The following is a 16,322-nucleotide window of genomic DNA, read 5'->3' as shown; positions in this document are numbered from 1 at the left end:
GCCTGATGCAGGGAAAGGTTATCAAGACTGAAAAATGAAATCTGATTCACCCCTTGTGACCATCGGGCTGCCGGTATACAACGCTGAAGCGACCCTGCGCAGCGCGGTTCAGTCCATCATCGCGCAGACTTATCCGAAATGGACATTGCTGCTGATGAATGATGGCTCTACGGATGAAAGCTGTAAAATTGCGAAGAGCTTCGGCGATGAGCGGATAAGGGTCGTATCCGACGGCATGAACAAGGGCATTTCCGCCCGGTTGAACCAGGCTGTGTCCATGTCTGAAGGTAAATATTTCTGCCGTATGGATGCCGATGACATCGCGTTTCCAGACCGGCTCGAAAGGCAGGTGGCGTTTCTGGAGAGCCACCCTAAGGTCGACGTAGTCGCTTCGTCCATCGCTGTCTTTCGTGATCAGGGCAACCTGTACGGTCTGATACCGGTGCCTGAAAGTCATCAGGACATATGCGGAAAGCCATGGAAGGGGTTCCATTTCTTTCATCCGACCTGGCTGGGGAAAACAGCCTGGTTCCGCGCGCATCCTTATACGACCCGGGCCAACGGCGCCGAGGACCAGCTGGTTTTGTACAGCGCTTACAGAGAAAGCTGTTTCGCGGGTCTTCCGGAGGTCTTGCTGGGGTACCGGGAGGACGGCCGTTCCTTCAAGAAGATGTTCAGCCGACGCATAGCCTTTTGGCGGGCTATTGCCGGGCACGCTGTGAAAAGCGGCCGCTGGACCGATGCGTGCCTGCTCTCCATAATCCAGCCTGTAAAGATTGTAGCCGATTTTTTGAACACGGAACTGGGAATCGATCGCATGAGGAACCGCCTGGATACAGTCGACCCTCAGACGGAGGCGGTGTGGCAGGAGCTTTGGCGAAACATGGTCCGGCTTGATGATCAGGACGACCGCAAGGGTAGGCCGTCCGGGATCGACCGATGATCTGGCCCTGCAAGCTCCCTGACCATCCAGGAACAGAATGAAGAGGCGTGGCTGATGTGTGGAATCGCCGGTTTTTGGGGAAAAAATGGAGCTTCGGCTTCCGGGGAATTCATGCGGACAGTGGAAGCCATGACCGCCGCGATCACCCATCGCGGTCCGGACAGCGCGGGATACTGGGTTGACGCGTCCATCGGTCTGGCACTGGGGCACCGCCGTCTGTCGATCCTGGAGCTTTCCTCCGCCGGCCATCAACCGATGACGTCAGCGTGCGGGCGGTATGTGATTGCCTTCAACGGGGAGATTTACAACCATCTCGAACTGCGGAAGGAATTAGCCGCGCGGGGAAAGGAGCCTCTCTGGCGTGGCCATGCAGATACGGAAACCCTGCTGGCCTGCTTTTCGGCCTGGGGCATCGAGCGTACCCTGAACGCTACGGTGGGCATGTTTGCTCTGGCCCTGTGGGATATTGAAGACAGAGTGCTGACCCTGGCCCGGGACCGCCTGGGTGAAAAACCGCTTTATTACGGATGGCAGGGCGGCACGCTGCTGTTCGGCTCCGAACTGAAGGCCCTGAAAGCCCACCCGGATTTCCGCGCCGGGGTGGATCGCGACGCGCTGACGCTGCTGCTGCGGCATAACTGCATTCCTGCACCGTACTCCATCTATCAGGGCATCCGCAAATTGATGCCCGGGCATTATCTGAGCATTTCCTTTTCCGACGGCCGCGTTTCACAGTCGGTCAGCCCTCAAGCCTGGTGGCGTTACAATGACGTGGTGACAGCCGGCCTGGCCCGGCCATTCGCCGGTTCCGATGCCGAGGCCGTCGATGAGCTGGAAGATCGCCTTTCCAACAGTGTGAAGCTTCAGATGCTGGCTGACGTGCCCGTGGGGGCATTCCTGAGCGGCGGCATCGACAGCAGCGCCATTGTCGCCCTGATGCAGGCGCACAGCAGCCTGCCTGTCCGCACCTTCACCATCGGCACCGACTCGGCGGACAACGAAGCGGAACATGCCAAAGCCGTAGCCCGGCATCTTGGGACAGACCATACCGAACTTCATGTCTCTTCCGAAGATGCGCTGGCCGTCGTCCCGAAACTGCCGACAATATACTGCGAGCCTTTCAGTGACAGCTCACAGATCCCCACCTTCCTGGTCAGCCGACTGGCCGGCAGGCATGTGAAGGTTGCCCTGAGCGGCGATGCCGGCGACGAACTCTTCGGGGGCTACAACCGCTATCTGACGGCCCGTCGGGTCTGGCAGAGGATGAACCGTTTGCCGCTGTTGGCCCGCCGCGCGGCGGCAAATACCCTTTGCGCCCTGGCTCCGGCCATCTGGGACAGGCTGTATTCTGCCGTCAGTCCTGTGCTGCCCAGCGGGATGCGTCTCGCCTCGCCAGGCGACAAGGCCCACAAGCTGGCCGAAGTGCTGACCCTTGCGGACGGGGAGGCGTTCTACCGCCGGCTTGCCAGCCATTGGCACAATCCTGCGGAAGTGGTCATCGGCGGGCAGGAACCACGGACTCTGCTGACCAATCCGTCCGCGTGGCCGTACACCGACAGTTTTGAACACTGGATGATGGCCATGGATGCCCAGACCTATATGACCGACGACATCCTGGTAAAAGTTGATCGCGCGGCCATGGCCAACAGCCTTGAAGCACGAATTCCCCTGCTGGATCATCGGGTGGTCGAGCTGGCCTGGCGCATTCCTCTTCATCAGAAAATCCGTGAAGGGAAGGGCAAGTGGCTGCTGCGGCAGGTTCTCTATCGCCATGTCCCCAGAGAGCTGATCGAGCGGCCCAAGACAGGGTTCAGCATTCCCCTGGATGCCTGGCTGCGCGGGCCTTTGAAAGCTTGGGCTGAAGCGCTGCTTGCGGAAGACCGGCTGAAACGGGAGGGATTTTTCAATCCCGGACCCATTGGTCTGAAGTGGCGGGAACATCTTTCGGGACAGCGCAACTGGCAGTATCATCTCTGGGATATCCTGATGTTCCAGGCCTGGCTGGAGAGTAACACATGAGCCGTCCGAAGATCCTCTATTTCATCACGGAGGACTGGTATTTCTGCTCTCACCGTCTGCCGCTCGCCCTGGCGGCGCGGGATGCCGGGTATGATGTCGCTGTCGTGACAAACGTCAACGAGCACGCTGATGTGATCCGTCGGGCAGGCATCCGGCTCATTCCCTTCGATCTTTCCCGTAAAGGCATGAATCCGGCGTCCGAGCTGGCCGTTCTTGCCCGCCTTATCGCCCTTTATCGAAAAGAAAAACCGGACATCGTTCACCAGGTGGCCATGAAGCCGGTGCTCTATGGATCGCTTGCCGCCCGACTTTCAGGCGTGTCCCGGGTGGTGAATGCCCTGGCGGGGCTCGGGTATATCTTCACTTCCGATCAGCCCAAAGCCCGGTTCCTGCGCCCGGTCATCGGCAGCGCGTTTCGGGGGCTCCTGAACAGCCGACGGTCGCGCCTGATTTTGCAGAATCAGGATGACCGCGCCAAGTTTATCCGCAAAAGGTTTATCAGTGAAAAGCGGATAAGGCTGATTCGGGGATCGGGGGTGGATACGGCTGTTTTCGTCCCGACGCCGGAGCCTCCGGGAGTCCCGGTCGTTATTTTGCCATCCCGCATGTTGTGGGATAAAGGAGTCCGGGAATTCGTGGACGCCGCCGGACAACTGAAAAAACGCGGCATCTCTGCCCGCTTCGTCCTGGTGGGGGATGCGGACCCGCACAACCCTTCGGCAATCCACACGGAGCAGTTGACGGCCTGGCATGCGGAGGGCGCGGTCGAGTGGTGGGGGCGCCGTGACGACATGCCGGCGGTATTTGAACAGTCTCACATTGTCTGTCTGCCGTCCTACCGTGAAGGGCTGCCCAAGGTCCTGCTGGAAGCGGCGTCCTGCGGGCGTCCCATTGTTACCACGGATACGCCGGGCTGCCGTGATGTTGTCCGTCAGGGCGAGAACGGCTTGCTGGTTCCCGTCCGCGGCACGGCAGAACTGGCTGACGCGCTTCAGCTTCTGATCGAACAGCCTGCACTGCGGAAAAAGATGGGATGCAAGGGTCGGGAAATTGTGGTCAGCGAATTCGCCCTGGAGAAGGTTGTCGCGAAGACCATGAACATATACAGGGAACTGCTGAAGCCATGAACATCCTCGTTACCGGAGCCACCGGCGCCATCGGACCGCGGGTCGTTTCCGCGATGTGCGATGCCGGCCACCGGGTTCGAGCTTTTTCTATCGATGAACCTTCACCAGGGCTGTTCCCTCCGGGGGTAGAAGCGATTGCCGGCGACGTCACGGACAGGGCAGCCGTCCAGTCCGCCATGGAGGGCATGGATGCCGTCGTTCATATGGCGGCGCTCCTGCATATCGTCAATCCGCCTCCCGAGCTGCGGGAAAAATACGAGCACGTTAATGTCTGCGGAACGAGGACGGTCGTCGAGGCGGCACTGAACTCGGGCGTCCGGCGCGTTGTTCTGTTCAGCACCATCGCCGTGTACGGGCCGGCGGACGGGCGGATCATCGATGAGGCTTCGCCGCCGCGGCCGGAAACGGATTACGCCCGGACGAAGCTTGCCGCCGAACAGATCGTATTGAATGCACAAGGCCCCGATTGCCGACCTCTGGGCACGGTCCTGCGCCTGGGGGCGGTTTACGGCTCCCGCATCAAGGGAAACTACGAGCGCCTGACCCAGGCCCTGGCCCGTCATCGCTTTTTGCCTGTCGGCAGGGGACACAATCGGAGGACGCTGGTTTACGACAGGGACGTCGGCGATGCCGCTGCGCTGGTGGTTTCTCATCCCGCCGCGGCGGGCAGGATCTTCAACGTTACGGACGGGACATTTCATACCTTGAATGAAATTATCGAGTCCATCTGTTCCGCCCTGGGCCGCAGGCCGCCGCGGTGTTTTCTGCCTCTGGGGCCGACCCGCTTTCTGATCGGACTCACCGAAAAGGGAAGTGTCGCTCTCGGTTTGAAGCCCCTGGTCACCCGGGGAATGCTGGATAAATATACCGAGGATATCGCCGTCGACGGCAGCCTTCTCCAGAGAGAACTGGGTTTTTCCCCCCGCTATGATTTAAAAACGGGTTGGGAAGAGACCGTCAAGGAGATGCGGGACCTTGCCCTCTTGAAAATCCGATGACCCCAACCGCCTTTTTCCTCCATCTCTCTTTCGCGTTCGGCCTGTTCCTCGTGTCCCTGCTTACCACGCGATACATTCTCCGTCATTTCAAAGTGATCGACATCCCCGGAGCGCGTTCGTCGCACAGCGTCCCCACCCCGAAATCAGGCGGCGTTTCCATCGTTGTCACTTTCCTGCTCGGCGTGATCCTTATTTTCTGCTTTGCTGACGCCACGATGATCCCCCGCCGGCATTTCCTCGGATTCGTCTTCTCCGCTCTGCTCATCGCGGGGATCTCCCTTTATGACGACGTCAAGAACAAGCCCTTCCTCATAAAACTGGCCGCGCAGTGCCTGGCCGCGTTACTCGTTCTGGCGTTCGGGCTGGTGATCGATGAAGTGGCCCTGCCCTGGGTGGGGAACGTCACGCTTGGAATCTGGGGGTACCCCCTGTCCTTTCTCTGGATCGTCGGTCTGACCAACGCCTTCAATTTCATGGACGGGCTGGACGGCCTGATGGGCGGCGTCGGCGTGATTGTCAGCGCCTTTTTCTGCGCCATTACCTTCTCCCAGGGGAGCACGTTCGTTTATATCACCTCTTACACCCTGCTGGCGGGGACGGCGGGCTTCCTTCTCTACAACTTTCCTCCGGCCCGGATCTTCATGGGTGATGTGGGAAGTGCCTTTCTCGGATTCGCTTTCGCCGTCCTGGCCATTATCGCCGCGCGGTACGACCACTCCCACACCTCATTTTTCGTCATGCCCCTGTTGATGTTCAACATCATTTATGATACGACCTTCACGTTTTTCCGGCGCCTTATTCGGGGCGAACGGGTGTTCGACGCGCACCGCAGCCATCTGTATCAGCTCTTTCAGCAGAGCGGGTTCAGCCATCGCGCCGTAACGCTGTTTCACTACGGAGTGTGCCTTATGCAGGGCGGGGCGGCATTCTGGATGGTTCAAATCCCGGGCGACCGCCGCCTTTTTGTTTTCCTGCCGTTTCTGCTCTTTCAGGCCGCTTACACACTGGTTATTCTCAGGATGGCAAAAACGAGAGAAATCGTGTAAGAAAGAACGTTCGCCACAGGCAACGTCAAGCAGGGGTTAAACAAAAAACCATGCGCAGTCTTATGACGCCGACGCCGCAGAAGCGGCTTTTATTGTTTTTATCCGGGGACATTTTCTTCATCTGCCTGTCCCTCTATCTTTCCTTCCTGATTCACTTCAACTTCAGCCAGGCGGTCGATTACATCAGGCTGATGGAACCGGTCCTGCCCTATTTCCTTGCCGTCAAACTGTTTTTCCTTGCCGTCTTCCGGGGATACCGGATGACCTGGCGCTACGTCGGGGTCTCCGATCTGACCAACATCATGGCGGCGGTCATGATTTCCGACCTGGTACTGATGGTCGCCAGTTTTCCCATTCCCATTCCCGAGTTCTGGCACATCCAGTTCCCCCTTGAAGGCTACGTCAAACGGATCTTCATCGTGGACGGCGTTTTCTCACTGTTCTTTATCGGTGGAATGAGGGTCGCGAAACGGGTCTACCTGGAGGTGATCCGGGGGAAAAAATCAGTCCGGACGGGAAAAAGGACTCTGATCCTGGGAGCCGGCAACACCGGCGAGATGATCCTGCGGGACATGGCAAAGCAGCGCTTTTCGGCGTTTTATCCCGTCGGTCTGCTGGACAACGACACGCGCAAGATCGGCGTCTACATCCACGGCGTCAAGGTCCTCGGAAGGCTGGGCGAGCTGAGAACCCTGATCTCCCGCAATGACATCGAAGCGGTGATCATCGCCATCCCCTCCCTCAACCACAAGAAGCTCCGGGTGCTGTACGATTCGGCCAGGCGGGCCGGGGTGAAAACCATCAAATTCGTCCCGCGGATCTACAACTTCGAGCGGCCGGAGATCAACCTCAGGGCCCTGGAGGATATCGCCATCGAGGATCTGATCGGACGTCAGGCCATCACCGTGGATTATGAGGGAATCCGGGACTTTCTGACAGGCAGGTCGATCATGGTGACCGGCGCCGGCGGCTCCATCGGGTCGGAAATCGTCACGCAGGTGTGTTCCTTTTCCCCTTCCTGCCTGGTCCTGTTCGATATCGACGAGACGGAACTCCACAACCTCGGGCTGAAACTGCAGCGCCTGTTTCCTGAGCTGTCAGACCGGATTCAGTATGTGACCGGCGACGTCCGGGATCGGGGAAGGCTTGATGAGGTCTTCCGGGCTTACGCCCCCCGGATCGTTTTTCACGCGGCCGCGTACAAGCATGTCCCGATGATGGAGAGCAACCCCAAGGAGGCCGTCAAGGTCAATATCTTCGGGACGCATGCCCTGGCCGAGGCGGCGAAGAATTACGGCGTCGAAAAGTTCATTATGATCTCCACGGACAAGGCCGTCCGTCCGACCAGTGTGATGGGGGCGACGAAAAGGATGGCCGAGCATATCTGCCGGGCCTTCCAGGAAGCGGGCAGCGGGAAGGAGGGCGGCGAGTCGACGCGATATGTTTCCGTCCGGTTCGGCAACGTGCTGGGAAGCCGGGGGAGCGTTCTGCCCCTGTTTCTGGATCAGCTCAAGCACGGTGGGCCGTTGACCATCACCCACCGGGACATGTTGAGGTATTTCATGACGATCCCCGAGGCGGTGTCCCTGGTCCTGCAGGCCTCGACGATGGGCGGCGGCGGGGAGGTCTTTGTCCTGGACATGGGGGAGCCGGTGAAAATTCTCGAGGTGGCCGAAGAGCTGGTCCGTCTCCAGGGGCTGGAGCCGTACAAGGACATTGAATTCGAGTTCACGGGTCTGCGGCCGGGAGAAAAGCTTTTCGAGGAAATTCTCACGGCGGAAGAGGGGACCGTCGCCAGCCGCCACGAAAAAATTTTCGTCGCCCGGAACAGCGAGAAGTATTCCCTGGACGACCTGACCCCGATCCTTGCTGATTTCGACAGCGCCGTCAAATCCCTCGATCCCGACAGCCCCGAAGCCGTCAGGACGCTCCTGAAAAAATACGTCCGCCATTATGAGAAATAGGGCGCTGCCGGTTACAGAGATTTGCCGCGTCAGAGAACATTGAACGTAGAAGATAGAACATAAAACGTTGAACAAGGAGAGGAGCTTTATGAACTTTATTGATCTGCCCGCACAGCAGCAGCGAATTCGCATGCAAATTGAAGAGAATATCCGGAAAGTGCTGGATCACGGCCAGTACATCATGGGGCCGGAAATCGGGGCGCTGGAACAGGCCCTGGTCGAGTACACGGGCGTGAGGCACGCCATCGCCTGCTCGTCCGGGACGGACGCCCTTCTGCTGGCCCTGATGGCTTACGGGGTCGGGCCGGGCGATGCGGTTTTCACCACGCCCTTCACCTTCATCGCCACGGCGGAAGTGGTCGCCCTGCTGGGGGCCACCCCTGTCTTTGTGGACATCGATCCCCGGACCTTCAACATCGATCCGGAAAAGCTGAAGCAGGCCATCCAGGCCGTGAAGCAGAACGATCCCCGCCTCCATCCCCTGCCTGCCGCCTCGCAGAGCGCCGCGCTGACTCCAAAAGGGATCATCCCCGTGGATCTCTTCGGCCTGCCGGCGGATTACGACCGGATTTCCGCAATTGCCCGTGAGCACGGCCTCTTTGTCATCGAGGATGCGGCCCAGTCCTTCGGCGCGGAATATCAGGGGAAAAAAGCCGGCGCGCTGGCCGACATCGCCTGCACGTCCTTCTTCCCGGCGAAGCCGCTGGGCGGCTACGGCGACGGCGGGATGTGCTTCACCGACGACGACACCCTGGCGGATCTCATGCGCTCCATCCGGATTCACGGCCAGGGCAGCGACCGGTACAACAACGTCCGGGTCGGGATCAACGGCCGGCTGGACTCGCTTCAGGCCGCCATCCTGCTGGCCAAGTTCTCCCTCTTTCCCGAGGAAACAATCCTCCGCCAGCAGGCCGCAGGACGCTATTCAGCCCTGCTCGCACAGAACGAGTCGCTCGTGCTGCCTTATGTCCCGGATGGGTATCTTTCCGTCTGGGCGCAGTACTCCATCCTGGCCCGCGACAACGCGCACCGCGCCGCCATCCAGGCCGCCCTGCAGAAGGAGGGCATCCCCACGATGGTGTATTATCCCAAACCGCTGCATGTCCAGGACGCCTTTGCCTTCCTCGGCTATCGTCCGGATGATTTACCGGTCAGCGACGACTGCGCGCGGCGCATCTTCAGCCTCCCCATGCACCCCTACCTGAAAGAGGACGATCAGAAGCTCATTGCCGATGCAATCAACGGGATTTAGAAACTGAGGGTGAAATTTCCTTGAGAAGGAAAGATACAAAGGGGGACGTTGAATAAGGAGGTCATCATTAAATGCTGAAGTGCAAATTCGCTCTCTGTTCACTTATTATCGCTATCGCGTTCGCGTGGTTTGCTGGATTGCCTCCCGCTTCCGCCCAGGATTCGGAACTTTCGCGGAAGACACTGGCCGGACTGCCGGGTGTTTACGTGCTGGTGGAAGAGCTGCAGCCCAATATCACAAAATATGACAGGTATCTGAAAAAGGCCGGATTAAGCCGGGCGCGGCTGAAGGAAAATGTCGAAAAGCGCCTCCGGGCCGGGGGCATCCGCACCCTTTCCCGGGAGGAATGGCTCAAGACGCGCGGTCAGCCTGTCCTGTACCTGAACGTGAATTCTCATGAAAACGAAAAATACTGGTTCGCCTACGATGTGACGCTCGAACTCCAGCAGGTGGTCTGCATGGAGGCGCGCCCTTCCGTCCGGGCGCTCGCCGATACGTGGTCCCTGAACTCGACCGGCGTTGTCCATATCGGCAATCTCGATGGCATATACAGGGAAACGGAACGCCTCGTCGACCGCTTCATCGCCGCCTGGCGAACGGCCGATCAGAAATAGGACAAGACCGGAACAGGCACGACGAGAAACCGTGTCCATTTTATTTGCCGGGAAGAATTCGTGAATTTGATGCAGGGACTTTTTTCCGCCAGGGGTATTCCATGAAAAAAGAAGAGCTTGAAAAGTAGACTGTGATAAACAGGGCGCTGTCCCTGTTTATTTTATTTACACATTAAAAACGCCGGTTTTCGGATCAGATGGTCCGGGACCGGCGTTTTTTTTGAACTTTTTACTTGACAAATACACTAAGTAGTTTTAGGTAGGCGGCCTAAGTTTTTGGATTAGATAAACTAAGTAAATGGATTATTTTAAAATAAGATTTTGGAGCTTTTAAAGTAAGGGTTTATGTAACCCACACAGCGGAGCTTTACCTTCGTTTCATCCCTGGCAAATTCCTATCCATTCAAAATCATTCATAAAAAAATAAATATCAAACGCGCGGAAGCACCGGGCCGGACGTCCCTGGCGGCATAGCGGGAAGCCCTCCGGACGCTCCCTCTGTTTTCTAATTCCGATCCCTGATTTTCAGGTGTCTTATCTTCTGTGGCAGGGAAACAGGCATGGATTCCTGTTTCCCTTTTAAATCATTGGGCGCTGTCCTTATTTATTGAGGGAGACTATGCGAAACTCACAAAATCTGAATTGCGCGGAAACAATGCTGATTCCCACGATTCTCTGCGGTGGGGCGGGAAGCCGCCTGTGGCCGCTTTCGCGGGATGAGTACCCCAAACAGCTTCTGCCTCTGGCGGGAGAGGAAACGATGCTCCAGGGAACGATCCGGCGGCTGGAAGGCTTTGCCTGTCCGGATGTAATCCTCTCCCCGTCCCCGATTGTGGTCTGCAATGAAGACCACCGCTTCGTCGTCGCCCAGCAGCTGCAGGAGGCGGGCAGCGCGGGGGCGTCCATCATCCTGGAACCCCAGGGCCGCAACACCGCTCCGGCCCTGACCGTCGCCGCTCTTTCCGCGGCGGAAAACGGCGGGGATTCCCTCCTGCTGGTCATGCCCGCCGATCACCTGGTGAAAAACCGGGAAGCCTTTCATCAGGCCGTCGAAAGAGGCATCGCTCCCGCCCTTTCCGGGGCCGTCGTCACCTTTGGCATCGTTCCGGACTGGCCGGAAACGGGATATGGATACATCCAGGCGGATCAGGACTCTCCCTTTGCCGAGGAGACGTTCCCGATACTCCGTTTCGTCGAGAAGCCGGATTTCACGACGGCGGAATCCTATCTGTCCACCGGCGACTACTGCTGGAACAGCGGCATGTTTCTCGTGCGGGCCGAAACGTGGCTCAAAACGATGGAGCAGCTTCAGCCGTCCATGCTGGCCGCCTGCCGCGCCGCCTTTTTCCGGGGGAGGCGCGACCTGGATTTCCATCGTCTGGATTCCGAATCCTTCTCCGAATGCCCCGCCGACTCCATCGATTATGCCGTCATGGAAAATCTCCGCGCCCTGGCCGATCCATCCATCCGCGGTGTCATGGTCGCTCTCGATGCGGGGTGGTCCGACGTCGGCGCGTGGGATGCCGTCTGGCGCATCAGCGAAAAAGATGAAGAAGGCAACGCCGCATCCGGGGATGTGCTCCTCGAAAATTCCCAAGACTCTCTCGTGATTTCCACCTCTCGCCTGGTTTCCTGTGTCGGTATCGATCTGCTGGCTGTGATTGAAACCCCGGATGCGGTTCTTGTCGCGGATATGGATAAGGTCCAGGACGTCAAAAAAATCGTCGCCTCCCTCAAAGCGAAGGAACGCCGGGAAGGGACCGCCCATCGCAAGGTCTTTCGCCCCTGGGGGTGGTATGATTCTCTGGCTCAGGGCGATGGGGTCCAGGTGAACCGCATGCTCGTCAACCCCGGAGCGATGACCAGCCTGCAGGTGCACCGCCACCGCTCGGAACACTGGATCGTAGTGCGGGGCATCGCCGCAGTTACGCTGGGCAGGGAGACCGTCCTTCTCACGGAGAACCAGTTCACCTTTATCCCCGCCGGTGAAAAGCACCGCGTCGAAAATCCCGGACAGGCCCCCCTGGAGATCATCGAGGTCCAGTTCGGCTCCTGCCTGGACGAGGACGACATCGTCCGCCTGGAAGACCGCTACGGCCGTATAAGTATAAATAGGGGCAGCGCCTGTTTTTCGTGCTCCGCTTCCTGAAAAAAACAGGCGCTGTCCCTGCTTTTCCCCGGGAAGCCATCCGGGCGCTCCCTGTGTGATCCGCTCTCCAATGATTTCGATAATGCAAAAAGACCATGAAATGAATGGACTGTCATGAATGATCTTGTGAAATTTGAAAACTTGATGGATCGCATAGTTGAACTCAGAGGCCAAAGTGTATTGCTGGATGCTGATGTTGCCGCGATATATGGAGTTGAGACAAAACGCATTAATGAAGCGGTAAAGAATAATCCTGAAAAGAAGCGGAGAATTAATCGACGGCGTCTTTGGTGCGCAATCCAATTTACCCCACACCATTCCTGCGAGGAAGGAGTCCTATGAATTCGTCCAGCGATATTCTGTCTATTGGTCCTACGGAAGCTACCCTCAACGCCCTTTCTTCAACCAGCCCTGCCGGTGAAAGCTTCCCTCTGCCTTCACCGGAAGACTATCCCCGGGAATTTGAGCGCCTGCAACAGCTCGTTCAGGAACAGCGCGAGCTGGGCCGGGAGATCGTTGTTGTCATGGGCCTGGGTTTTGTGGGGGCGGTCATGGCGGGCGTGGTGGCTGATTCGGTCGATCGCACCACCGGCAAGCCCTCAAAATTCGTCATCGGAATGCAGCGCCCCTCGGTCCGATCCTATTGGAAGATCCCCCTCTTCAACCGCGGCGTCGCTCCCGTGGAGGCGGAAGATCCGGAAGTCGTTCCCCTGATCTCCCGCTGCGTGAACGAAAAAAAGACCCTGACGGCCACCTTCACCGAAGATGCCCTTTCCCTGGCCGATGTCGTGGTCGTCGATGTCCAGTGCGACTATTTCAAGGAATGCCTGGGGAATGTCCGGGAAGGGCATGCGGAAATCGCCGCCCTGGAAGACAGCCTGCGCGTCATCGGGGAAAAGATCCAACCGGAATGCCTGGTCCTCATCGAGACGACGGTTCCTCCGGGGACAACGGAATACATCGCCTACCCCATCATCAAGAAAGCCTTCGAAAAGCGGGGCCTCACTGATGCCGAACCCCTCCTGTCCCATTCCTTCGAACGGGTCATGCCGGGCCGGGAGTATGTGGCCTCCATCCGGGATTTCTGGCGAGTCTGCAGCGGGATTAACGAAACCGCCCGGGAACGGGTACGCAAGTTCCTGTCGGAAATCCTCAACGTGGAAAAATATCCCCTGACCGTCCTGGATCGTCCCATTGAAAGCGAGACCTGCAAGATCGTGGAAAATTCCTACCGGGCGACCCTCCTGGCCTTCCTGGACGAATGGAGCCTGTTCGCCGAACGCAACGGCGTGGATCTGATCAAGGTTATCAACGCCATCAAGATGCGGCCCACGCATTCCAATATGATCTTCCCCGGTCCCGGCATCGGCGGTTACTGTCTGCCCAAGGACGGCGGCCTGGGGGTGTGGGCGTATCGCACCCTCATGGGATTCGAGGACGACATCTTCAAGATTACGCCGGCGGCCATCGATATCAACGACACCCGCGCGCTCCATGCCGCGGAACTGGTCCGGGATGCCCTGCGAAACATGAGCAAGATCGTCGCGGCCTCGAAGATTGCCATCCTGGGGGCCTCATATCGGGAAGACGTGGGAGACACCCGCTACAGCGGTTCGGAGATCCTGGTCCGCAAGCTGACGGAGATGGGCGGCGAGATTGCCGTTCATGATCCCTACGTCCAGCACTGGTGGGAGTTTGAAAAGCAGGAGACCTATCCGGCCGTCGGCCACTCCTGGTCTCGCTTCTTCAGGAATCAGGAAAAACTGAACGAACTCCGGATACAGCAAGATCTAGAGACCGTTCTGAAAGGCGCCGATGCCGTGGTCCTGGCTGTTCGCCATCAACTCTATCTGACGTTAACGCCCGATGAGATCGTCCGCATGGCCGGACGGCCGATTGCTGTGGTGGATTGTTTCGGCATTCTCGATGACGAGAAGATTCAGCGGTTCTTTGAACTGGGCTGCGAAGTGAAGGGCCTGGGACGGGGGCATGTCAAACGGATCAAGGATCGGGTGAAGAGGGTTTAATCAGTTTGATTCTGTAAATTTAAAAACATAATTACCCGAACACAGTAAAGATTCTGAAAAAGGAATTTACTCTGTATAGGAAAAGGGGAAAATATAGAATTTCCAAATGTTTGCTCTTGATGGAGTGAAACACATGGAGTTTAAGAAGGTTAATGTAAATCTGTTGAAGGAGAAGGTGGTTATTGATACGAGATGGATTTGGAGATAACGATATTATTATTGGGGATATAGACTTATTTAGACGATCTCTATCAAAACCACCTCGCGTTATTTGTTTCAGGGTATTGCAATATCTAAAATTAAAATGGATGGCCAAGACTAAAGCGTGGCAGCGTTTTTCAGAAACAGCACAACAAAATAATACTGCAACTAATATCTGCATAGATCCTTTGTTAGTTGTTTCCAATCGTCCCATTCTTTCTAATATTCAACAAAATGAATTGAAGTCTTTAGCGCATAACGTTAGGGCATCCAAATTTACTCTTTTTAGCCACCCTGTACCAGAACTAACCAGTTGCGATTTTGCTGTTGATTGGCGATTCGGGAAAAAATGGCAACCGCAATATTACAAGCAGTATAATTTTTATGAGCAAAAGTCTGAACCATATGATGTGAAATTTCCGTGGGAGCTTTCACGCTTTCACTATTTAGTGCCCGTTCTTGCATGGCACTGGTATTCAGGTGAGGATTCTGAAGCGTTATGTTGGGTCAACAAGTTTCTTTCACGATGGCGTGATGAAAATCCTATAGCTAATAGCGTAAATTGGTACGCCATGGAAGCCTCCATGCGTATTGTCAATTTAACTCTGATGCTGGATTTTGTAACTTTAATTGCACATGATGCGCCAAGCGATTTGTCAGATGAAATTCAAAAACTCAAACGTTTGCTAATAATAATGCTCAAAGAACACGGTTTTTTTGTCTGGCATAATCGAGAGTTTACGGATATCCGTGGTAACCATTTTACTGCAAACATTGTGGCATTGCTATTGGCGGCAGCTGTGCTCGGACAACGTGGTTATCGACGAGAAAGGTGGATGCGCTATTCAATCCGCTGGTTGGATAAAGAGATATTTCTTCAATTTTTACCAGATGGTGTTAATTTTGAAAAATCTTGTGGATATCACAAATTGGTTCTTGAACTTTTTTTAATTGCTGCGATTACCCGAGAAAGGCTTGGTATACCCTTTAATAAAGAAGCATCTGCACGACTTGTTGAGGCAGCGCGATTTAGTGACGCTTTGATCAGGCCTGATAACCTTGCGGCTAACTTTGGGGACAATGATGATGCTGTAGCTTTACCCTTCAATTTTCATAATCCACATAGCCATGGGGCGGTAGTTGAATTAGCCCGTTCCTTTTTTAATGAAAACATAGGCAGTGTTGCATTTCGAGAAGAGGAGAAACTAACCCCCTTATTCCTTTTGGGGCGCTGCAGAGCAACACCTGCCGCACCGATCTCTCACGAATTGTTCTATTTTGTTAATGGCGGTTATGTCATTGTGCGAGATCAAGACAAGGGCTTCTTTTTAATGGTCGATGTGGGGGAAGTTGGTATGGGGGGAAGAGGTGGGCATGGTCATAACGACTTACTAGCATTTGAGCTCTATATCGGTGGCGAACCGGTTGTCCTTGATCCTGGCTGTTCTGGATATACGTCTGATTTAGATAAAAAAACTTTGTATCGGAGCACTGCGAGTCATGCGACCATTGAATTGTTTGGAGAGGAAATCGCACGATTTGCGGGCCACTGGCTTATTTCCAATGATGCTCAACCGATAGATGTCTCCGTTACCGAAGATGGCGAAAAAATTATAATCTGTGCCGGTCATAATGGATATAGCCGAATTGCTTCTGGCAGTAAGGTGCGTAGGAAATTTGTAATAAACCCCTCCAGACAAGAAATCTTTATCTGTGATGAGATTCATGTTCCTACCGATGATGCCAAAATAAGATGGCATTTTCCAATAGGTAATCAGAACTGTGTGCGACAGTCAGCCAATGAATTATTGCTCGGTATAAAAAACTCAATTCAAATAACATCGGATCTTCCACTTAGTCTTAAGGAATCACTTTTCAGTTGTGGTTATGGCCAGGAACAAACTGGCAGGTCAATTTGCGCAGATGGCCGCCTTTCATCTGGGGATTTTTGCTGTAATTTTAAATTTTACCGAATTCAATAG

General features: G+C 55.9%; 11 protein-coding genes and 1 pseudogene. All 12 read left to right on the top strand.

The genetic code is table 11. From position 1 onward, the window contains the following. Window positions 1–34: 34 nt before the first annotated feature. Window positions 35–943, top strand: a complete 909-nt coding sequence (locus tag SYN_RS12385) for a glycosyltransferase family 2 protein (protein ID WP_011418513.1) — start codon at window positions 35–37, stop codon at window positions 941–943. A 54-nt stretch (window positions 944–997) separates the two neighbouring features. Continuing rightward, window positions 998–2,962: an asparagine synthase (glutamine-hydrolyzing) gene (asnB, locus tag SYN_RS12380; protein ID WP_011418512.1), complete on the top strand. Its 1,965-nt coding sequence runs from the start codon at window positions 998–1,000 to the stop codon at window positions 2,960–2,962. Beyond that, a complete protein-coding gene (locus SYN_RS12375; protein ID WP_011418511.1) occupies window positions 2,959–4,089 on the top strand; it encodes a glycosyltransferase family 4 protein in 1,131 nt (376 codons plus the stop codon). The genes asnB and SYN_RS12375 overlap by 4 nt, the downstream gene beginning before the upstream one ends. After that, window positions 4,086–5,087 (top strand): NAD-dependent epimerase/dehydratase family protein, encoded by a 1,002-nt coding sequence (locus SYN_RS12370; RefSeq protein WP_041585099.1) that lies wholly within the window; start codon window positions 4,086–4,088, stop codon window positions 5,085–5,087. Before SYN_RS12375 ends, SYN_RS12370 begins: the two co-directional genes overlap by 4 nt. Beyond that, on the top strand, window positions 5,084–6,133 hold the full coding sequence (locus SYN_RS12365; protein WP_041585098.1) for a glycosyltransferase family 4 protein: 1,050 nt from the start codon (window positions 5,084–5,086) through the stop codon (window positions 6,131–6,133). The genes SYN_RS12370 and SYN_RS12365 overlap by 4 nt, the downstream gene beginning before the upstream one ends. Before the next feature lie 50 nt (window positions 6,134–6,183). After that, the gene (locus SYN_RS12360; protein WP_011418508.1) at window positions 6,184–8,097 is read left to right on the top strand and encodes a polysaccharide biosynthesis protein; all 1,914 of its coding nucleotides are present in this window, start codon (window positions 6,184–6,186) and stop codon (window positions 8,095–8,097) included. An 88-nt stretch (window positions 8,098–8,185) separates the two neighbouring features. Beyond that, window positions 8,186–9,349, top strand: a complete 1,164-nt coding sequence (locus SYN_RS12355; protein WP_041585097.1) for a DegT/DnrJ/EryC1/StrS family aminotransferase — start codon at window positions 8,186–8,188, stop codon at window positions 9,347–9,349. Window positions 9,350–9,420: 71 nt separating this feature from the next. Beyond that, complete coding sequence (locus tag SYN_RS12350) at window positions 9,421–9,963, top strand: hypothetical protein (RefSeq protein ID WP_011418506.1); 543 nt, start codon at window positions 9,421–9,423, stop codon at window positions 9,961–9,963. A gap of 619 nt (window positions 9,964–10,582) precedes the next feature. After that, window positions 10,583–12,112: a mannose-1-phosphate guanylyltransferase/mannose-6-phosphate isomerase gene (locus SYN_RS12345; protein ID WP_011418504.1), complete on the top strand. Its 1,530-nt coding sequence runs from the start codon at window positions 10,583–10,585 to the stop codon at window positions 12,110–12,112. A 114-nt stretch (window positions 12,113–12,226) separates the two neighbouring features. Next, window positions 12,227–12,373: pseudogene (locus SYN_RS17105) on the top strand (ORF6N domain-containing protein); the annotation flags it as partial. Between the two features lie 77 nt (window positions 12,374–12,450). Then, complete coding sequence (locus SYN_RS12335; RefSeq protein WP_083756498.1) at window positions 12,451–14,139, top strand: nucleotide sugar dehydrogenase; 1,689 nt, start codon at window positions 12,451–12,453, stop codon at window positions 14,137–14,139. Between the two features lie 182 nt (window positions 14,140–14,321). After that, complete coding sequence (locus SYN_RS12330; RefSeq protein WP_011418502.1) at window positions 14,322–16,322, top strand: alginate lyase family protein; 2,001 nt, start codon at window positions 14,322–14,324, stop codon at window positions 16,320–16,322.

The sequence above is a fragment of the Syntrophus aciditrophicus SB genome, assembly GCF_000013405.1.
In the GTDB taxonomy this organism is placed as follows: domain Bacteria; phylum Desulfobacterota; class Syntrophia; order Syntrophales; family Syntrophaceae; genus Syntrophus; species Syntrophus aciditrophicus.
The sequence above is the reverse complement of the archived record's forward strand: the minus strand, read 5'-3'. Positions and strand labels throughout refer to the sequence as shown.